A 19,199-nucleotide genomic window follows, 5' to 3' on the forward strand; every position below is an offset into this window, starting at 1 on the left:
ATTTTGTGAAATTCATAACAAATAATAATTTGCATCGACTTCGCTCATTGAAGCTTTGACAGAACACAGCTATAATGGGGGCATCTAAGATTTGAAACTTTAAAAAATAAGGGAGTTTCGCGCTATGAAACGTGGAGACCTGCTGCTTATTTCCGTGATTTTGGCGGCCGCCCTGCTGTTGATGGTTCCAAGATGGGTTCAAGGCGGTCAGATAAGTGAAAAAAATCACAATACTCCGCTGACAGCCGTGATTAAAGTAGAGGGAAAGGTATTTCAGACCGTCACGCTTACGAAGGAAGAACAGACGGTTGAAATCCGGACCAAGCGCGGCTACAACCTGATTAAAGTGCAGGATTACGGGATTGAGATGGTGGACGCTGACTGTCCGGATGAGATATGTCTGACATTCGGCTTCAAAACCAAGAAGGGGGACACCATTGTCTGCTTGCCGCACCGGGTCATCGTCGAAGTTGAAGGCACGGGCGGAGAAGGGGAGGGTACGGATGCCATTATCTGATGAAGAAACATCGCTTGTCCTGAAAAGGACGGTCATGATTGCGATTTTTGCCGCGGTGGCGGTTGTGCTCAGCATTGCTGAATCCATGATTCCGGTGAACATCCAGATTCCGGGTGCCAAGCTGGGTCTCGCGAATATTATGATTTTGACTTGTCTGTATTTTTTAAGGGCTAGGGATGCGCTGATGCTGGTGGTGCTGAAGACCATTTTAACTGCTTTTATTTTCGGAACCTTCTCGAGCCTGTTGTTCAGCCTGTTCGGCTCACTGTTCAGCTTTGCGGTCATGGCATTTCTAATGAAGCTTGGCCGGCGCAGGTTGAGCCTTGTCGGTATCAGCATCACAGGCGGGATCGCCCACAATATTGGGCAGCTTGCAGCAGCCTCCATCGTCTTTTCCACCTTGAATATTTTCTACTATCTGCCGGCGCTGCTGATCAGCGGCATTGCCACAGGCATTCTGGTGGGGATCGCCGTTCGATATCTGGTCACTTCTTTATCAAGGCTATCCTTGTTTGATCCGTTCATGAAGGCTTAAGTGATCTGCACGCAAGGGGGAAGTTCATATGAATGCAATGGAGAATATACAGCATAAGAGCCCTGTTTTAACGGGGTACCAGGAAAATATAGCAGCAGCCGGCGAGGATATACCTGCAGAAGGAAGCTCGAAAGCCGTGACAGATATGGTGGTGCTGGAGGAGTTGTCCTTTGCCTATGATGGGCAGCATGCAGATATTCATGATATATCCCTCGCCATCGGCAAGGGGGAATGGGTCACGCTGGTGGGTGCGAACGGCTGCGGGAAATCCACGCTGATCCGTCTGATGAACGGATTGCTTCGCACCAGCTATGGACGCATTTATATCGGTGGAATCCGCCTTGAGCCGGGCACGCTTGGGGAAATCCGGCAGAAGGTGGGGATGGTATTTCAAAATCCTGATAACCAGTTCATCGGTGCGACGGTGGAGGAGGATATGGCATTTGGCATGGAAGGGCGGTGCCTCGATGCCGGGGAAATGCGAAACAGAATCAGTGGGTACGCCTCACGCCTTGGCATTAGCGATCTCCTTCACCGCCATCCGCAAGAGCTCTCCGGAGGACAGAAGCAGCGTGCGGCAATAGCAGCCATTCTGGCGATGGAACCCGAGCTGATCATCTTCGATGAGGCTTCTTCCATGCTGGATGAGAAGGCACGCAGGGATTGGCTGGATCTGCTGCTGGAAATGCACAATGAGGCCCGCTACACGCTGCTGTCCATTACGCATGATGCGGAGGAGATCGCTGCTTCGCAGCGCGTACTGGTGATGCATCAGGGAGGTTTGGCAGCCGACCTGGCACCGCAGGAGCTATTCCGGGATGTGGGCCTGCTGCGGCTGTGCCGGATGGAGCCGCCTTTTAGAATCCGGTTCGCCCTGGAGCTGGAGAAGCGGGGAATGATGCCCGCACAGCAGGGCATGACAGATGGCTCTCCTAATCCGGGCTCGGAGGTGAAAAGGATATGGCCATTCAGCTGGAGCATGTGAGCTATACGTATGATGCACGCAGCCTGCTCCGGCAGACTGCGCTGCAGGATGTGAATCTTGAGCTTGCGGAGGGCCTTCTGACTGGTATCGCCGGTGCATCGGGCTCGGGGAAATCGACACTGCTTCAGCTGCTAAACGGGATCCTGCTCCCTACGGAAGGGACCGTGAGAGTACTGGACGTAACGCTGATTGCCGGGAGAAAGCCGCCGAAGCTGGCATCGCTGCGCAGGAGGGTCGGGCTTGTATTTCAGTTTCCTGAGCAGCAGCTCTTTGCCGCGACGCTTGAGGAGGACCTGATCTTTGGTCCATTGAATTTTGGAGCATCGCCTGAAGATGCTGCAAGACGGGCCCGGAAGGCAGTGGGGCAGATGGGCCTTGATGAGGCGCTGCTGAGCCGCCATCCGCTGCAGCTAAGCGGGGGCCAGCGGCGTAAGGCGGCAATTGCCTCCGTGCTTGCGATGGATCCGGATATCCTGGTATTGGATGAGCCGGGAGCAACCCTGGATCAGGTCAGCCGGATGGAGCTCACACAGCTGCTTCACAGACTCTGCCGCGAAGAAGGCAAAACGGTCATCATCGTCACGCACCGGCTTGATGAGCTGCTGCCCTATGCGGACCTCTGGATGATAATGCATGAAGGCAGGGCGGTCTTCCAGGGGACAACACGCGGGCTTGTTGATGAAGCACGGCAGCTTCCGGGCTACGGTTTGTCTGTTCCGCAGCCCATCCAATACTGGCTGGAGCTTGAAGAAGCCTATGGATTGCAGACTGAGGAACCTTGTCTCAGTCCTTCCGGTCTGGCTGAGCGATTAACCCAGCTTGCTTTTACGGAAGCGAAGAAGGCGCGCGCCTATGCGTGAAAAACTGCTGATTGGCAGACTCATCGATACAGGCTCGCCTGTGCACCGCCTGGATCCGCGGGCCAAAATGACCGCCATGCTTCTCTATGCGGTGATGGTGATGGCTGCAAGGTCATGGCCTGCGCTGCTATGCCTGACCGCCTTCTCGGTGCTGATCATGATCTTGACCCGGATACCGCTCCGCATGTATCTCAAAGCGACCAGGCCGCTGCGCGTGCTGATGCTGTTCATATTGATCGTGCAATGTCTTGCCGTCAAAGGTGGAAGCGTTCTTGTCGCCGCTGGCTCTTGGCATCTGGATTCGGCAGGTCTGGCGGCAGGCGTGTATGCGGTAATGCGCATGGGACTGCTTGTGTCTTTTACGGCTATGCTGACCTTTACGACATCACCTGGACAGCTGAATCAGGCACTTGAAGGAATGCTGAGACCGTTTGAACGTGCAGGCATTCCTGCGGAGCGGTTATCGCTCATGACGGGAATTGCTCTGCGATTCATCCCGGCAATTCTGGATGAGGCTCAGACGATAATGAAGGCGCAGGCTTCGCGCGGTGCGGATTTAAAAGAGCTGCCCTGGAAGGGCAAAGCACGTATGCTGACGGCGCTGCTGGTTCCAGTGACCGTGGGCGCATTCCGGCGGGCAGAGGATTTGACCGCTTCGATGGAGTCGCGGGGCTACCGGATCGGGGCGCCGCGCACAAGGTACCGTCCTTTGGTCTGGGGCCAAGGGGAAACATGGTTTGTGGGTGCATTTGTTCTGATGTGTCTCGTCGTAATATGGATAGGTTTTAACTAAAAAAGAGATGGTGGAGGGGATCGCTGTGTCACGCTGGTTTGGAAAAAAAGAGATTGAGCTGCTGGCGCCCGTTGGTACGTTTGAGATTTTTAAGGAAGTGATCGAGGCGCCCTGCGATGCTGTTTATCTGGGAGGACCCGCCTTCAATATGCGTCTGATGCGCAAAGGCTATAATTTTACACTGGAGGAAATCACAGAGGCGGTACAGATCGCCCATTCGCTTGGCAAAAAGGTATATGTGACAGTCAATAATCTGCTGAGCGAAGCGGAGGCTCAGGAAGCGAGGGAGTATCTAGTTTTCCTCGAACAGGCCGGTGTGGACGCCTTGATCATACAAGACTTTGCAGTGCTGTCGCTGGTGCGCGGCATGGGGCTTGACCTACCGCTTCATGCCTCGGTCATGATGAACGTGCATAACCTGGAGATGGTTAAGGCGCTGCAGGAGCTTGGTGTTACGCGCGTCGTTACCTCCAGAGAAATGGATCTGCAAACCGCGCGTTATATTCAAAGGTCAAGCGGAATGGAACTGGAATACTTCATGCATGGCGATATGTGCGTGGCTCATGGTGCCAACTGTCATTACAGCTCCTATGTGTTTGGAATGAGCAGCAGCCGGGGCAAGTGCATGAAGCCCTGCCGGTGGGATTACCGTGTGAAGAAAGACGGCAGCATCTATCCTGCCGAGTATCCGCTTGCAGTCAAGGACATGTACATGTATGAGCATATTCCAGAGCTGATTGAGGCGGGAATATGTTCTTTCAAAATTGAAGGACGGATGCGGGACGCTTCCTTCATCCTGATGCTCGTAAACAGCTATGCCGATGCCATTGATCGCTATATAGCGGATCCTGTTGGGTTCGACCGAACGAAGGATGCAAAGTGTTTATATGAAAACCGCAAACGGGATTTTTCAACCGCGTATGCATTCGGTAAGCCGGGGCTCGCCAATATAAACCGGCGCTATGAAGGGACGGGCAAGTTTTACAGTACAGGGCGGGTGTTCAGTACCCCAACGCCAGAACGCGAGGTTTCCGATCAGCGGATATCGGAGATCCGGACCTGTCTATCCAGCGTGAAGGACGCGGCGGACAGACCCCGCCAGGAAAAGGCAGCGGCCAGACTGGCGGTAAGAGTCAACAATATGATGCAAGCCCGGATGGCGCTTGAAGAGGAAGTGGATGATTTGTATCTCTCCGGGGATGTCTTTCTTCCGGACCTGCCGTTTACCCTAAAGGATATCGAATCGCTCTGCGCGTCAAAAGGCAATTCGCGCATTTATCTGGGGCTGCCGCGGATGATGACGGAGCTCCACTTTGAACAATATATGCAGCTGCTCAGCCGTGAACGGCTGCCGCTTGACGGGCTGCTGATTACCAATCTGGGCGCGGTACATGCATTCAAATGTCTAGGCTACCCTCTGATCGGAGATACGAGCCTGAATATTTACAACCAGCTCGCGGCTGATTTTTATGGGGAGCAGGGCTTGGATAGGCTAACCGTATCGGCGGAAATGACCGCCGGACATCTCGCCGAGCTGCTCACGCATTCCCGTGTGCCGCTGGAAATGATCGTTCACGGTTCCCCTACGGTGATGTATATGGAGCATGATCTGTACGAAAATACGGAGCTGATGGAGCCGGTTGGTGAAGAGGATAACCGTTATGTCGATAATGATATCCTGGTGCTGATGACGGATAAGGGCGAGAATCCGGTTTACAGGGACCAGCATGGACGCAATCATTTACTGCTGGGCAAAGAGCTCTGTTTTCTCTCCATTTTACCGGAGCTAAGGGAGGCGGGGGTGTCTTATTTCCGGATTGAGGGAGCACCTTATAAGGTGCATGATCTGCAGGCTGTAATTCGGGCGTATCGGCAAGCGCTGGAGCTGACAGCGGGAACGAAGGCTGCAGAATCCAGCATTCTACGGCCTGTATTTGCCGGCTATACACTCGGATCGCTGCAGTTCAACTAAACGATCCTAAACGAACCGGAGGGGGAATGGGCCATGTCTGAAATCTTGAAAGCAATGGATACGGAAAAGATTCTGGAACTGCGCGGGGATTATTTTTATCCGTGCACGCAGCATTTTTACCGGCAGCCGCCGCTCATTGTGCGCGGCGTGATGCAGTACCTGTTCGATGCCTGCGGCAAACGGTATACCGACTTTTTTGCCGGTGTCTCCGTTGTGGCCTGCGGACATTGCAATCCCGTGATCGCTGAGGCATCCGCTGCGCAGCTCAAGCGATTGCAGCATACATCAACGATCTATCTGACGGAGCCGAATGCTATGCTCGCACAACGTTTGACTGAAGTACTGCCAGAGGGCTTGAAAAGGACGTTTTTTGTAAACAGCGGCACGGAAGCCAATGAAGGGGCACTGCTGCTGGCACGGAGATATACCGGTCGCAGAGATTTTATTGCACTGGAGCACAGTCTTCATGGGCGCAGCCATCTGACGATGGAGGTGACGGGGCTTGCGATGTGGCGTTCTGATCCGTTTCTGGAAGGAAGCACTGCATTCATCCCGCGTCCTTTCCAGCCGGGGCTTACGGAAGGAGAAGCAGCGATGCGGTCTCTGGAAGCACTGGATCGGGTGCTGGAGCAGCGCGGAAGTGACATTGCTGCTATGATCGTGGAGCCTATCCAGGGTAACGGGGGCATCATCATCCCGCCTTCAGAGTATTTCCATGAGGTCAAAAAACGGTTGGACCGCTTCGGCATTCTGCTTATCGCCGATGAGATCCAGACCGGCTTCGGCCGGACCGGGCAGATGTTCGCCATGGAGCGTTTTGGCGTAACTCCGGACATCATGACGATAGCCAAAGCGCTGGGTAACGGCGTTCCGGTTGCGGCATTTTCCACAACCGATGCTATCGCAGCTTCAATGAACCAGCCGTCGGCCTCCACCTTCGGTGGCAATCCGGTTGCGGCTGTTACCGCGCTGGCTGTCCTTGATTACATCCGGGATGCCGGACTGGTCAGCCGCTCGAAGCTGCTGGGCGAGACGCTCCATGCCGGCTTGAAGCAGGTGCAGCAGCGCCATGATACGCTGGTTGCCGATGTCCGGGGCAGCGGGCTTATGATTGGAGCCGAGTTATCCGGCGGATCACCGGAAGAGAGCGCGCGACTGGTTGACCGGGTGCTCGAGGACATGAAGGAGCGCCGCTTCATCATCGGCAAAAATGGCATTCACCGCAATGTGCTGGCATTCCAGCCGCCTTTGGTCATTACAGGCGAGGACATCCGCCTCATGCTGGATGCACTGGATCAGGTTCTGACGACTATTCGTCAAGAGGCGGATCATTCGGAGCCATTTTTGGTATCCGGGAAAAGGGGAGTGAGAGAACATGCAGGCTGCAGGTGTTCATAAGATGCTGCATAAGACCAGGCAGTTCAGCGAGCTGGTTATGTTCTCGCATACATTGTTCTCACTGCCTTTCGCCATGATTTCCATGATATGGGCTGCCGGAGGCTGGCCGTCCGCGCATGTCATGCTGTGGGGATTGATCGCCCTGATCGGTGCGCGCAACGGGGCGAATGCCTTTAATCGCCTTGCCGACCGGCGCTTTGATGCCGCCAATCCCCGGACGGCAGATCGGCATTTGCCCCGGCACCTGCTAGGAACCCGGGAGGTGGCCGTATTTGTAGCGGTCAATTACCTGGTTTTTATCGTTGCGGCTTCGATGCTCAATCCGCTGTGTATGGCGCTCTCGCCCGTGGCAATTGTATTGATTACAACCTACTCCTATACAAAGCGTTTTACATGGCTAAGTCATCTCTATCTCGGTTTTGTCATTGCGTCTGCGCCCATCGGTGCCTGGTTTGCCGTAACCGGCTCGTTTGCCTTCACGCCTTTCGTATTGGGGACGGTCGTTATGCTGTGGATCGCCGGCTTCGATATCATTTATGGAACCCAGGATATTGAGTTCGACCGTTCCAACGGCCTCTGGTCCATACCCAGCTTTTTTGGTCTGAAAAATGCACTCCTGATGTCCAAAGGGATGCATCTGGTGATGCTGATTCTGCTCATCCTGCTGTACTTTACGCAGCAGCTCGGCTGGCTATATTTGACGGGGCTCTTCATTGCTATCGTGCTGCTAATGACGGAGCATGGGATCATCCGTCCGGGCAATACACGCATGATGAAAATAGCCTCCTACCATCTGAATCAGATCATCAGCATGGTAATCCTGTTCTTCACGCTCATGGACTTCTTTTTAATCAAATAATTTCACAATTGCCATAATAATCATAGCCATCGCGTAAACGCGACATCAAAAAGGGCCGTCCCCACAAGCATCCGCTTGGGAACCGCCCTTTTATCATATCTGAACACTATGCTGTTTTCCCTCCGAAATAATGCTGCAGTACTTCAAGCTGTTCAAAAGCCGGATGACCCCGAAGCGGCTCTGCGGCTTCTTTTGCTTTTTGAAGGTAGTGTCTCCGCATCTGCTCGGACTGTGCGAGCGCGTCTCCGGAACGGATACCCTGCAGAACATACTCTAGTAGTTCTTCCGAGGAATCGGCTTGAATGGCGCGGATATGAGGAGCCAGGACCGGGTCAGTCAGCGCATACAGGACAGGGAGTGTCACCTGACCCCGTCTGAGATCACTGCCTGCCGGCTTGCCGAGAGACTCTGCAGTAGCCGTAAAATCCAGAATGTCATCCTCAATCTGAAAAGCCATGCCCAAGGATTCGCCGAAGCGGTAGAGTCTGCCTGCCGTTTCTGGCTGCGCATCTGCGGACAACGCACCTACACGAAGACATGTCGCCATGAGCTGGGCTGTTTTGCACCGTGTTTTTTCAAGATATTGTGCAAGGCTCAGGTCATAGTCATAGGTATGATCCAGCTGAGCATATTCTCCGATGCAAAGCTGGGCCGTTGCCAGGGAGGACAGGTCATGGACAAAGCGGTCATGATCCGAAGTATAGACAGAGAGCAGCTCGACGACCCTTGCTGACATATAATTTCCGATATGAACAGCTTCCGCCACGCCGGTCTGCGAATGCAGGGAGGGGGCGCCGCGCCGCAGGTCTGAACGGTCGATAATATCATCATGAATCAGTGAGGCGGCATGAATGAACTCCGCAGCAGCGGCAAGCTGGAGCTGGTGGCGTCCGGGCACTGCGCTGCCGAAACGACTGCCGGCAATGACGAGCATAGGGCGAAGTCTTTTGCCGCCGGAGCGGATCAGCTGCAGCACGCTGCGGGCAAGCACGGAGGTGCGGGGAACATCCTTATCGTATTGGATGATATTCTCAATTTCACGATTAATCCGCTTAATATCGATCTGAAGGGCTTCATGCAGGGACAGCCTCATCTCTCATTCCTCCAAGTCTTGATATCACTGTCTTTTCTTCGGTTTCCGGGCTTTTGATGAGGTACTAGATGGCCCGATTTTTACGCGCCGCAGCCTGTTCGGCCTGCAAATAAGCCTGCAGCGTGAATGTCAGCGGCTCAGATTCGTCCTTACCCAGCGCCTGACGGATGTAATATTTTTTAAGCTGCGGAGCGAGGTAACGCACCAGCTCCATCTCTTCAAATTGCATGGCAAGCTGAATATAGAGGCTCTGAAAATAATCGCCGTCCAGTATTTTTCGTGTGAGGCAGGTACTCGTGAAGCATACGTTGGCATGCCGCTTTCGGGCCAGCTCCAGCAGGACAAACAAGGCTAGAAGCTTGACGCTGCGGGAATCAGGTATTCTGTAATGCTCAAGTATGGAAGCGGCCTCCATCAGCTCTGACGGGTTCGGATCCAGTACGGCCATAACTTCCGGAGCACACGAGGAGTTTAACAGCTGTAGGGTATTTTCTATAAGTTCAGTCATCTATAAAGCACCCCCTAGTCCAATCATTCTGAAAGAGATACTTAAATGAAGATGGAGCAACGTGCGCACTCTGCACATTACTCCATCCCTGGCGATTTCGTTTTTCGTTAATCCGTGTACAGATACCATCTCCGCACGATCGGAATTCGTTTCCAATGTTTTTTCAGCCAAGGTAGAACGTAGTAGTCCAGTCCGAATACGCTGCCAGACCCGCCAATTAATGCGACTCCCGCTGCGAGGTACCAGAGCATTTCATAAGGAGCCATGCCCGAACTCCAGATCATGATGCCCATGGCGATCGTAGCGGCCGAAGAAAGGGCAGTGAACAATCCGACGATGAGCAGAATGCCGAATGTGATCTCAGCAAGCACCATACCCGTTTGGAACACCTTGGCGAGCACCGTATAATCACCGTTCGATTGATAGAAGAAGAGATCCATAAATCCGTTCATGATGCTAGTAATGAAATGCGGCACAGGCAGTGCCTCTACAGCATCTTTAGCATTGGTGACGGCCGATGCTGCCGATTGGGCATCCACGGTTTTGGCTACCGCATCCACGGCTTGGCTGGCTGCTGAAGTTGCATCCGCAGCATGCGGAGAGGGAGGGATCAGGAAGATACGCGATGGATTATCAATGATCTTCCACAGCTTCTCCAGGCCTTCCGAAAGCCACATGTATCCAACGTAAATCCGCAGGGGCAGCAGCCAGAAGTTCGGCGAGCGTTTGGAAAAATGTCCACCTACGAAGCTGCGCCGGTTGTGCACATGGAAAAATTCATGCATCATATAAGACCATACTTTATTGAAGCCTGCTACCGTGAACAGATAGAACATATTGATAAAATGCTTGGCGAAAAGCGCCATGAAGCCGCTCATCATGAACATGCGGTTTGGCAGACCGACGTTGGCCACGCCGTAATGGCTGCCGATGCAGACCATCGTACCGTGGAAGCCTGGCTTGTAAGATTTTTTCGGCTGGTTGGTTACATCGGCATGGATGTTATGGGCAATGACCGGAGCAGCTTGCTCGGCATTTTCAACCATCTGTGGAACGGGCCGCTCCTCACCCTCTGGAATATAGAAAATATTATCGCCAACCACATACACGTTTTCATGATCCACGCTCTGCAGCTTGTCATTCGTCACAATCCGTTTGCGGCCCTGCTGCTGCACATCGAGCGTGCCCACCAGATCCGAACCTTCGACCCCAGCCGTCCAAACAATGGTTTGAGCCGGGAGGCGTTCATCGCCCATAATGACGGCCTGAGAATCCACGCGGGTGATTTTGGCGCTCGTAATGACCTCAACGCCCATTCGCGAGAGACGTTTCTCCGACTTGGCAATCAGCTTACCCGGGAGAATCGGCAGAATTTTCGGAGCCATATCCGCGACAACAAGGCGGACCTCCTTGGGATCGATAAAGAACTCCTTGCACAGCTCATCACGGAATTCGGCCATCTCGCCAACCAGCTCCACGCCGGTAAAGCCTGCACCCACCACAACAAAGGACAGCTTGCTCTTCCGGATCGCAGGATCGATTTCCTTGGCAGCCTCACCGAACATCTCCCTGATCTGCTCTTTAAGCCGTATCGCATCCTCATATGACCAGAGAGTAAAGCTGTTCTCTTCGGCGCCTGGAATGCCGAAAAAGGTAGGTTTGCAGCCGGTGCCGATGACCAGATAATCGTATTTATACTTGGTTTTACGGGATTCAAGCGTTTTGGAAGTGAAATCAATATGGCGGATCTCATCCAGCACAACCTGTACCTTTTGACCTTCGAATATCTTTTTTAATTCAATTTTGACCGCATCCTCAGGTGTACGGTTGGCCGCCACCTCATGCAGCTCGGTCAGCAGGGTATGGTAGGGATTACGGTCAATCAGTGTAATCTCCACGTCGCTGTTTTTCTTGAATTTCTTCGCCAGTTTCTTGGCTGTAAGGACACCGCCGTAACCGCCGCCCAGCAAAACGATTCTTTTCATAGAATGCTCACCTCGTTTGACTCAATTCGTAACTTGACCTTGCTTTGCTTTTCCGGAGGTCTGCTTGCTGATTATTTTGCTGCTTCAAGCGCTTTTTGGGACAGGGTCACATAGTCCTTGATGTGAATGCTGACGCCGGAAATGGCATCGGTGGTTCCGTCATCTTTGAGCGTAATGGCTGCCGGATCCTGCTTTTCAATCAGATACTCCTGTGCCTTGATTGCTTCTTCATGCCATTCAGCCTGTGCTCCACCGGCTTTCATGCCGTATTTCCCTTCCTTGGAAACCGTCTGCTTATCTTCACCCTTGGCATTCACGCCACTGAAGTAGGCATAGATGACTTTGCCATTGGCCACGGTGATATCAACGGTTGGCTTCCAGCCGCTTTCCTTGTCGAAAGCATCCCCTTCGGAATGATATGAGCCGTCTTTGTAAGTACCTGGGGCTGCAGGTCCATTCGAAATCGCTTGTTCAGCTAGTGTGGTGAAATCTTTCACATGTATGGACACTCCTGAAATCGCATCAGTTTTACCGTCATCCTTGACCGCAATGGCAGCAGGATCCTGTTTCTCAATCAGATATTTCTCTGCTTTCTCGGCCTGTTCATACCACTCTGAAGACCCGCCGCCGGCTTTCATGCCATACTTGCCTGCTTTATCCACCGTTTTTTTGTCGGGTCCGCCTTTGGCGCTTACGTAGTTCCAATCCGCCTGTGCAATTTTGCCACCTTCGACAGAGAGGACGACATAAGGCTGCCAGCCGCTACTTTCATCCATGCTGCCTTCGGCAAAGTAAGTGCCGTCCTTGTAGCTTCCATCGTCAGGCTGAGTTGCTGTTGTCTCTTTCGTGTCGGTGGCCGCAGGGGCTGGATCGGCTGCCGGTTTGGTATCCTTGTCACTGCCGCAGCCCGCGAGGAGACCCGCCATCAGGGCGCCTGATAATAAAATGGACCATTTCTTGTTCATGTCTATTGACCTCCAATATTCGATTGATGACATCTATGATAAAATGTTAAAACCGTAATCAAGACGCCCTTATGCGCAGAATAACGCTGGGCTAAAATCGTGGTAATTAAGCATGTTGATATTCCAAATTCTCTTGTCGATCGCATTGTAGCATAGGAACTCAAATCAATTATGTGAAAATAATCACGAATAGTTAAAGTATTATTCTTTCTTGGGAATGATCCTAATGTATGCAGTTAACAGCGGGGATGTGAAACAAAAAATAACCTGAAGCGGATAACACTCTCGTGTCCGTCTCAGGTTATTCATGTCAATTATTATGAGCTTACTTAGTTAGCTGCCGAGCGTAAAAATCCGGGGAGTCTGATCAGTGCAATGGTAAGTCCGGCGAGACCGAAAGTCAGAAGAATCAGCGCCGAGCCCCAGATGTCACTCAGATGCGCACCATGCGCGATGATATCCTGCAAGGAATGCTGTGCCCAGAACTGCGGCAGGAAATGTCCGACCGTCTGCACCGTCTGCGGCAGGAGATAGGAAGGCACCCATAAGCCGCCAAGCATAGCACCCCCCATGGATATAATTTGTGTGATGACCATCGCTGCCCCTTCACCAGGAACCAGAAAGGAGAGACCAAGGCCGATTCCAGTACCGGCAATGCTAAGGCAGAGCACGACAGCCGACAACGCGGCGATATCTCCAAGCCTCAATCCATAGACCAAATGTCCGAAGGCAAACAGGATCATACACTGGGCAATGACGGTCAGCACGAAAGGGAACCACATGCCGATCAGATAGTGAAGCGGTTTGATACGGGTGGTTCGGATACGTGACAGCAGTCCGGTTTTCTTTTCCTCGAAAAAGCGGCGGGCCATCGTTATCATAATGAAGAATACGAACATGACGGTCATCCCCGGGACGACCTGGTCGATCATGTTAAAGTGGTCTGCGGACGCAGATACATTTTCGATATGAATCGGTGACGCGAGGGCGGCTTCCGCCTGGGCTTTGGACTCGCCATTAGCCATCAGCATGGTCGTCAGCTTCTGCTCGCGGTATTGGGAGGAGATGCTGCCAAGTATCGCCTGAATGGGAGCTGTCTCTGTTTGGGAGGCGGGATCCTGGTAGAGCTTGATGTTCGCGGCTTGGCCTTCCTTCATGGAATTTTCAAAGCCGCTTGGGATCACCAGCATCGAGGAGAACTGTCCCTGCTTGATTTTATCGAGCTGTTCATTCAGGTTATCTGCAGGGAGCTGCTTCACATCCATAATACTTTGCATTTGTCCGATCAATGCCTTGGATGCAGCGGATTGGTCCTGATCAATCGTACGCAGCGTGATGGAGCTTCCGTCTGTCTGATTGAATACAGACCCGAACATCACGATGAAAATAATAGGCATCAAGAGGAGGAAAATGAAGCTGCGACGGTCTTTGCCGATGAGCCGCAGCTCCTTGATAATCATAGCCTTCATGTTCCGAATCTCCTTTATCGATCATTATATTGGGTTTATTTAATCGCGCAGTGCCGTTCCTGTCACCTTCAAAAACACGCTTTCGAGCGATGGACGGACGACTTCGAGCTGCTTCACGTCCCACGCATGCTGTGAAGCCTGGCGCAGAAGACGCTGCATGACAGCTGCAGATCTTTCCGTTTCCAGCAGCCAGCCGGAGCCTTCCTTACGGAAGGAGGTTACATCGGGATCTTGCGGAAGCTCGGTTAATCCAGGTACCTCCAGGTAAATGGAATTCTGGCCGTACTGCTCGAGCAGATCCCCCAGCGGTCCCATGGCCTTAATCGATCCCTGGTCCATAATGGCGACTTCATCGCAAAGAGCTTCGACTTCCTCCATATAGTGCGTGGAGTAAATGATGGTTACGCCTTCGCGGTTCAGTTCCCTGATTAACTCGAAAATATGATTGCGGGATTGGGGATCAATTCCCACCGTAGGTTCATCCAAAATGAGCAGTTTAGGCCGATGGAGCAGGGCTGCTGCGATGTTGATTCTTCTTTTCATGCCGCCGGAAAAGGTGCTGACAATATCTTTGGAACGCTCCAGAAGTCCTGTTCTTGTCAGCACGTCATGAATCCGCTGCTTGAGCTCTTTGCCGCTGACGCCATATGCTTCTCCAAAAAATTCAAGGTTATCGTAGGCACTGAGCTTCTCATACAGAGTAATATCTTGCGGGACATAACCGATAAATTTGGACACAGCATCAGGTTCACGGGTTACGTCTTTTCCGAAAAGTTTGGCCGAGCCGCTGTCGGCCTTCACGATACCGGTCAGTATTTTCATGGTTGTCGATTTCCCTGCGCCATTCGGTCCGAGAAACCCAAACGAGGTTCCCGGCTTAAGAGAGAAGGTGACGTTCTCAAGTGCCTGTTTTTTGGCGTAGGTTTTCTTGAGCTCATTCACTTCGAGCATATAATCGTTGTTAGGCGCAGCGTGTGTATAGGTATCCTGTGGGTTGATCATTACTTGAGCCATCATTTTGACCTCCTATAAATCCAATTTCTTTTCTAGCAGGTATGCCGTAAAACGAAGTACGACATAGGTGAGGATCCAGCTCGCTCCCATGATGAGAGGCGTCTCCCATGAGTAAGGGAACCATTCGGCTTCAAAATGAATTGTTTCCTGCTGAATCATATTTTCTGGAATAACCACGTCCGGCAGCTGGAAAATCAAGCTTAAACCCGACATAAACACGATCCACACCACCGGAGAAATAGGGCGAAGTGTGCTGTATTGGATGATGGACGTCAGGATGCCAAGCGAGATAATGAGCGGGCTGAAGCCTGCGACAAGCGTGAGCCAATCGATCCCGGTGATCATAAAGGAGCCAACGGTTGCAAGAGAGTAATTGGGAAGCACCAGCGAAAGAATCAGGACGTAGGCCGACAAGACGACAAATACGATCACAATTCCTGCTAAGAGCTTCAGCCAGATGCCCAGCCATTTGGCCATGACCAGCTTGGTCCGCGGATATGGCATGGTCAGCCACCAGCCGTACGTGTCATTTTCCCATTCGCGTTTGACGCATCCGTAACCCCAGAAGAAGACCATATAAGGAAAGCCCATGGTAACATACCAGATTGAGTTCACCTGCAGCGTGTTATTCACGGCAAAATAAGTCGCTGTAACGATGAGCGCGATGAAAATAATCATACAATAGGCAAGCCACCAGCTTTTGGAGACGCGTGAGCGGTTTTGCTTTTTCCAGCTCCCCTTACCTTTTAATTCATGCCAGACCAAATTCCGGAAAACAGCCGAATCCATCACCTGTTCCACTCCTTCATGTACATTTTGCGGAATACATCCCGCAGAGAGCCGTATTCTGCTCTTAAATCCTCCGTATTGCCGGACCAGATTGCGCGTCCGTCCTTCATCATCACCGTGTAGTCGAACAGGCCTTCAACCTCCTGAATATCATGGGTGCTGATCAAGACGGATTGCTGACTATCTTCCAGATAATCAATGAGACTGGCTACGATAGCTTCTCTGGAGATGACATCGATGCCGGTAAAGGGTTCATCAAGCACAATCATCTGCACATCGCGGGCGAGACAAAGGATGAGCAGAATCCGGGCTTCCTGTCCACGGCTCATGCCGCCAACCTTCATGTCCAGGTCGATTTCCATGTAATTCGTAAGCTGAATCGCTCTTTCCATGGAAAAGCCGGGAAGGAAGGAGTTTCCCCATTCGAGCGCCTGTCTGGCGTTATGATTCGGATACCAGCGCGCACGGTCGGGAAGATAGGCAATGTTCTGGTTGGTTTGCCAGCCTGGGGTTTTGCCCAGCACTTCGATCCGGCCTGCATCCGGTCTGACCAACCCTGTCAGCGTACGGAATAATGTTGACTTGCCGCAGCCGTTCGGGCCAAGAATTCCCGTAATCCGGCCTGAGGGAATGGCAATGTCCAACTGGTCCAGTGCTTTTTTCTTGCCATAGCATTTGGTTACCTGATGGCATTCAACAATGTTTGGTGTCATAAACCGTTTCCCCCCAGCGGCGTATCCTTTTTCTGATGAATGTATTTCTCAATGTCTTCCCATGCAAATCCGAGACTTTCCATCTGTTCCATGAAGCTGTCAATGTACCGGGCAGCAAGAGCCGTCCGAAAGGAGGCCACATGCTCCGGGGATGAGGTTACGTAGGTTCCCTGTCCGCGGCGTTTTTCCGTCAAGCCGTCCCGTTCCAGCTCCTGATAGGCGCGCATGACGGTGTTCGGATTCATCCGCAGCTCCTGCGCCAATTCTCTTACCGATGGCATTTTATCTCCCAAGGCGATCTCTCCTTTTGCAATTGCGCTTCTGGCCTGATCCAGTATTTGCTCATATAAAGGTTGACTGAAGTCTATTTGAAAATGTAGAGAGCCAACCTGTTGTTCTTCCATAAACGCTCCTCCTATCGTACAAAAGGTACGACCAGTGATCTAAGTGTATTATATCACTTAATACACCTAATACAATAGGCAAATGAAAAGAACACCGGAAATTTATAAAAAAGAGCCCGCTGCCCTCCCCAGAAGGGAAATAGGTCAGCGGGCTTAATGAATATGGAATAAGTGCTTGTGTTAAAACTAGATTACATTGAACGCAGTTACGGGAGCCTTAGCAATTACTGCAGAGCAGGCAGGGAATGGCTTTTTCTTTTGACATAGATAAAGATACAAGCCGCAACGACGCATTCAGATAGCGGGATGGACAACCAAATCCCGTTGGTCCCGAAGATATGGGGCAGGATCAGCAGGAAAATGACCATCAGAATAATTTCCCTCGACAGGGTAATCCAGACGGCCACCTTCACCTGCTCCGAGGCCTGGAAGTAGGTCATCATCACGAAATTGATACCCATGAACATATAGGCCGTGAAGAACAACCGGATGCCATTGACGGCAAGGGATCGGACTTCTTCCGAAAAATCGCCGAACAGCGACACAATTCCGTTGGCTGCAGCCAGACCGAAGAGAAAGACAACAATTCCTGAGATAAAGGCTGTTGCCACGGCAATCCGGATCGTCTTCACTTCGCGAACGCGGAGCTTGGCCCCGCGGTAATAGCTGATGAGCGGCTGAATTGCCGAGCCTATTCCCAGAAACAGCATGAGCATGACGTTGTGAGCGTAATTCAGCACTGAAAACGCGGCAACACCTGCGGTTCCGGCCCAGCGGACCATAGCGACATTATAGCCGATGGTGAATACCGATAAGCCGACCTCGGAGATGAAGCTTGGAAAGCCGATCGTCAGTGTACGGACAGCCAGCTTCCAGGAGAAGTAAGGCTTCACGAATGCAAGGGAGCGGTCCTTGCGCAGGAAATGGCCGAACAGTACAACTGTACCGACGAGCGTTGCGGTAACGGTTGCCAGAGCAGATCCCTTGACACTCATATCAAGCACATATAAAAAGAAATAGTTCAGAATGATATTCAGCACGGCCGATACGACCATCGAAATCATGGACAGGTTCGGATTGCCGTCATTGCGGACAAACAGGCTGAACGCATTTTGAATGGTGATGATAAATCCATAAGTCAGCAGTACGGTCATGTACTCCAGGGCAAAGGGCAGCGTATCCTGGTTCGCCCCGAGCGCATAGGCCAGGGGAACGCGAAACAGGTAGGCGATCACGGCGACAAGGAGGGTCAGGATGAAGATCAGGATCAGCGAGTGGGTGAAAATTTGCTGCGCCTGCCGAATCTTCTTGGCGCCTTTGGACTGCGAATAAAGAGTCGCGCCGCCGATGCCGAGCCATAAGGACATCGCAAAAAATACAGAAAATACCGGAGATGCAATATTAATGCCTGCGAGCGCGAGGGCGCCGAGGCGGTGTCCTACGAAGATGCCGTCCGCGACAACGTTGATCGACATCATCAGCATGCCAACCAGCGACGGAATTAAGTAGCGTACGAAAACTTTGCCTACGGAGTCGGTCTCCAGTGCAGGCAGTAATGCTTTTTCTTGACTCATGTTGTCCTCCATAACCCCGAAGGGACGTTAAGCGTATTAACGATTTATAATAGTAATCAGTTTGATGCAGGCTGATCCGCTGTAGGGGCTTCGGTCAGGCCGGTAATGCCATATAAAAATACATTCATCGCCTTCAGGTAAAGTTCACGTGCCTCCTGAAAAGCGAGCTTATTGGAAGAAAACTCAATTCCAGCCAGCATGCCTTCGAGGATCATGCTCAATAGACGCGCATCATCCGGCTTAAACTCACCCTTTTGCATGCCCTCCTCCAGCAGCTCCTCATAGTTGCGGAGATACATTTGCATCATCTCTTCAATTTTGTCCTGATTCGGCGAAGTGATGAGCTCGGTGGCATAAAATTCATTGCTGGCTTTGGTAAGGGGGTGGTGAAAGCCATCCATTACAAAATGCTCTACCAGCGCAATCATCTGCTCCTTCACCGTGTGGAAGCGCGCTTTTTTGGCCTGGAATTGTTCGGCCCAATCCCGTGTCCATTCCTCCAGTAGATACAGGAACAGGCCTTCTTTATTTTTAAAATGATAATAGATGTTACCCTTGCTGATCTGCGTGGCCGTCACGATATCCTCAATCGAGGTAGAGGCGTACCCTTTCTGACCAAATAAAGTCCGTGCCGCATCGGCAACCTTTTGTCTCGTTTGTTGGCTGGACAGTTGTTTTTTATTCATGGCAACCACCTCTTATACTGAACGTTCGTTCTAAAATAATTTTCTCTATTATAATTCCTTTATTTCTAAAAATCAATCCG

The 19,199-nt window shown here is 51.9% G+C and carries 19 protein-coding genes; 8 read left to right on the forward strand and 11 right to left on the reverse strand.

All coding sequences use genetic code 11. The features are described 5' to 3' along the window. Window positions 1-124: 124 nt before the first annotated feature. The 8 genes from E6W40_RS23785 to E6W40_RS23820 are packed head-to-tail and all read left to right on the forward strand — an operon-like array spanning window position 125 to window position 7,919. Window positions 125-517: a NusG domain II-containing protein gene (locus E6W40_RS23785; RefSeq protein ID WP_136608020.1), complete on the forward strand. Its 393-nt coding sequence runs from the start codon at window positions 125-127 to the stop codon at window positions 515-517. Further along, complete coding sequence (locus E6W40_RS23790) at window positions 504-1,052, forward strand: Gx transporter family protein (protein ID WP_136608021.1); 549 nt, start codon at window positions 504-506, stop codon at window positions 1,050-1,052. Before E6W40_RS23785 ends, E6W40_RS23790 begins: the two co-directional genes overlap by 14 nt. A 28-nt stretch (window positions 1,053-1,080) precedes the next feature. After that, window positions 1,081-2,037, forward strand: coding sequence for an ATP-binding cassette domain-containing protein (locus E6W40_RS23795; RefSeq protein ID WP_246073152.1), 957 nt, complete (start codon window positions 1,081-1,083; stop codon window positions 2,035-2,037). Further along, window positions 2,013-2,897 (forward strand): ATP-binding cassette domain-containing protein, encoded by an 885-nt coding sequence (locus E6W40_RS23800; RefSeq protein WP_136608022.1) that lies wholly within the window; start codon window positions 2,013-2,015, stop codon window positions 2,895-2,897. Before E6W40_RS23795 ends, E6W40_RS23800 begins: the two co-directional genes overlap by 25 nt. Then, the gene (locus E6W40_RS23805) at window positions 2,890-3,690 is read left to right on the forward strand and encodes an energy-coupling factor transporter transmembrane component T family protein (RefSeq protein WP_136608023.1); all 801 of its coding nucleotides are present in this window, start codon (window positions 2,890-2,892) and stop codon (window positions 3,688-3,690) included. Before E6W40_RS23800 ends, E6W40_RS23805 begins: the two co-directional genes overlap by 8 nt. 25 nt (window positions 3,691-3,715) lie before the next feature. Further along, complete coding sequence (locus tag E6W40_RS23810; RefSeq protein ID WP_136608024.1) at window positions 3,716-5,662, forward strand: peptidase U32 family protein; 1,947 nt, start codon at window positions 3,716-3,718, stop codon at window positions 5,660-5,662. A gap of 33 nt (window positions 5,663-5,695) precedes the next feature. Then, window positions 5,696-7,060: an aspartate aminotransferase family protein gene (locus E6W40_RS23815; protein ID WP_246073153.1), complete on the forward strand. Its 1,365-nt coding sequence runs from the start codon at window positions 5,696-5,698 to the stop codon at window positions 7,058-7,060. After that, window positions 7,038-7,919, forward strand: a complete 882-nt coding sequence (locus E6W40_RS23820; protein ID WP_136608025.1) for a UbiA-like polyprenyltransferase — start codon at window positions 7,038-7,040, stop codon at window positions 7,917-7,919. Before E6W40_RS23815 ends, E6W40_RS23820 begins: the two co-directional genes overlap by 23 nt. Before the next feature lie 106 nt (window positions 7,920-8,025). Here the strand turns inward: E6W40_RS23820 and E6W40_RS23825 are convergent, their stop codons facing one another. The 11 genes from E6W40_RS23825 to E6W40_RS23875 form a co-directional block, all read right to left on the reverse strand. Further along, window positions 8,026-9,012, reverse strand: a complete 987-nt coding sequence (locus tag E6W40_RS23825; protein ID WP_342774731.1) for a polyprenyl synthetase family protein — start codon at window positions 9,010-9,012, stop codon at window positions 8,026-8,028. 64 nt (window positions 9,013-9,076) lie between these two features. After that, on the reverse strand, window positions 9,077-9,520 hold the full coding sequence (locus E6W40_RS23830) for a hypothetical protein (protein WP_136608026.1): 444 nt from the start codon (window positions 9,518-9,520) through the stop codon (window positions 9,077-9,079). 107 nt (window positions 9,521-9,627) lie between these two features. Next, window positions 9,628-11,505, reverse strand: coding sequence for an FAD-dependent oxidoreductase (locus tag E6W40_RS23835; protein ID WP_136608027.1), 1,878 nt, complete (start codon window positions 11,503-11,505; stop codon window positions 9,628-9,630). 71 nt (window positions 11,506-11,576) lie between these two features. Next, window positions 11,577-12,470 (reverse strand): FMN-binding protein, encoded by an 894-nt coding sequence (locus E6W40_RS23840; protein ID WP_136608028.1) that lies wholly within the window; start codon window positions 12,468-12,470, stop codon window positions 11,577-11,579. A gap of 329 nt (window positions 12,471-12,799) precedes the next feature. Next, the gene (locus tag E6W40_RS23845) at window positions 12,800-13,939 is read right to left on the reverse strand and encodes an ABC transporter permease (protein WP_136608029.1); all 1,140 of its coding nucleotides are present in this window, start codon (window positions 13,937-13,939) and stop codon (window positions 12,800-12,802) included. 39 nt (window positions 13,940-13,978) lie between these two features. Further along, window positions 13,979-14,890, reverse strand: a complete 912-nt coding sequence (locus E6W40_RS23850) for an ABC transporter ATP-binding protein (protein ID WP_136608234.1) — start codon at window positions 14,888-14,890, stop codon at window positions 13,979-13,981. Window positions 14,891-14,965: 75 nt separating this feature from the next. Then, the gene (locus E6W40_RS23855; protein WP_136608030.1) at window positions 14,966-15,742 is read right to left on the reverse strand and encodes an ABC-2 transporter permease; all 777 of its coding nucleotides are present in this window, start codon (window positions 15,740-15,742) and stop codon (window positions 14,966-14,968) included. Continuing rightward, window positions 15,742-16,455 (reverse strand): ABC transporter ATP-binding protein, encoded by a 714-nt coding sequence (locus E6W40_RS23860; RefSeq protein ID WP_136608031.1) that lies wholly within the window; start codon window positions 16,453-16,455, stop codon window positions 15,742-15,744. The genes E6W40_RS23855 and E6W40_RS23860 overlap by 1 nt, the downstream gene beginning before the upstream one ends. Then, the gene (locus E6W40_RS23865; protein ID WP_136608032.1) at window positions 16,452-16,859 is read right to left on the reverse strand and encodes a GntR family transcriptional regulator; all 408 of its coding nucleotides are present in this window, start codon (window positions 16,857-16,859) and stop codon (window positions 16,452-16,454) included. Before E6W40_RS23865 ends, E6W40_RS23860 begins: the two co-directional genes overlap by 4 nt. A 224-nt stretch (window positions 16,860-17,083) precedes the next feature. Continuing rightward, window positions 17,084-18,433, reverse strand: coding sequence for an MATE family efflux transporter (locus E6W40_RS23870; protein WP_136608033.1), 1,350 nt, complete (start codon window positions 18,431-18,433; stop codon window positions 17,084-17,086). A gap of 56 nt (window positions 18,434-18,489) precedes the next feature. Beyond that, the gene (locus tag E6W40_RS23875) at window positions 18,490-19,119 is read right to left on the reverse strand and encodes a TetR/AcrR family transcriptional regulator (protein WP_136608034.1); all 630 of its coding nucleotides are present in this window, start codon (window positions 19,117-19,119) and stop codon (window positions 18,490-18,492) included. Window positions 19,120-19,199: the final 80 nt, after the last annotated feature.

The organism is Paenibacillus dokdonensis (assembly GCF_004916975.1).
Taxonomy (GTDB): Bacteria; Bacillota; Bacilli; order Paenibacillales; family Paenibacillaceae; genus Paenibacillus_AQ; species Paenibacillus_AQ dokdonensis.

Coding starts and splice junctions, on each gene's coding strand:
- E6W40_RS23785 (WP_136608020.1), top strand. CDS start 125: ATGAAACGTGGAGACCTGCTGCTTATTTCCGTGATTTTGGCGGCCGCC.
- E6W40_RS23790 (WP_136608021.1), top strand. CDS start 504: ATGCCATTATCTGATGAAGAAACATCGCTTGTCCTGAAAAGGACGGTC.
- E6W40_RS23795 (WP_246073152.1), top strand. CDS start 1,081: ATGAATGCAATGGAGAATATACAGCATAAGAGCCCTGTTTTAACGGGG.
- E6W40_RS23800 (WP_136608022.1), top strand. CDS start 2,013: ATGGCCATTCAGCTGGAGCATGTGAGCTATACGTATGATGCACGCAGC.
- E6W40_RS23805 (WP_136608023.1), top strand. CDS start 2,890: ATGCGTGAAAAACTGCTGATTGGCAGACTCATCGATACAGGCTCGCCT.
- E6W40_RS23815 (WP_246073153.1), top strand. CDS start 5,696: ATGTCTGAAATCTTGAAAGCAATGGATACGGAAAAGATTCTGGAACTG.
- E6W40_RS23820 (WP_136608025.1), top strand. CDS start 7,038: ATGCAGGCTGCAGGTGTTCATAAGATGCTGCATAAGACCAGGCAGTTC.
- E6W40_RS23825 (WP_342774731.1), bottom strand. CDS start 9,012: ATGAGGCTGTCCCTGCATGAAGCCCTTCAGATCGATATTAAGCGGATT.
- E6W40_RS23830 (WP_136608026.1), bottom strand. CDS start 9,520: ATGACTGAACTTATAGAAAATACCCTACAGCTGTTAAACTCCTCGTGT.
- E6W40_RS23835 (WP_136608027.1), bottom strand. CDS start 11,505: ATGAAAAGAATCGTTTTGCTGGGCGGCGGTTACGGCGGTGTCCTTACA.
- E6W40_RS23840 (WP_136608028.1), bottom strand. CDS start 12,470: ATGAACAAGAAATGGTCCATTTTATTATCAGGCGCCCTGATGGCGGGT.
- E6W40_RS23845 (WP_136608029.1), bottom strand. CDS start 13,939: ATGAAGGCTATGATTATCAAGGAGCTGCGGCTCATCGGCAAAGACCGT.
- E6W40_RS23850 (WP_136608234.1), bottom strand. CDS start 14,890: ATGCTCGAAGTGAATGAGCTCAAGAAAACCTACGCCAAAAAACAGGCA.
- E6W40_RS23855 (WP_136608030.1), bottom strand. CDS start 15,742: ATGGATTCGGCTGTTTTCCGGAATTTGGTCTGGCATGAATTAAAAGGT.
- E6W40_RS23860 (WP_136608031.1), bottom strand. CDS start 16,455: ATGACACCAAACATTGTTGAATGCCATCAGGTAACCAAATGCTATGGC.
- E6W40_RS23865 (WP_136608032.1), bottom strand. CDS start 16,859: ATGGAAGAACAACAGGTTGGCTCTCTACATTTTCAAATAGACTTCAGT.
- E6W40_RS23870 (WP_136608033.1), bottom strand. CDS start 18,433: ATGAGTCAAGAAAAAGCATTACTGCCTGCACTGGAGACCGACTCCGTA.
- E6W40_RS23875 (WP_136608034.1), bottom strand. CDS start 19,119: ATGAATAAAAAACAACTGTCCAGCCAACAAACGAGACAAAAGGTTGCC.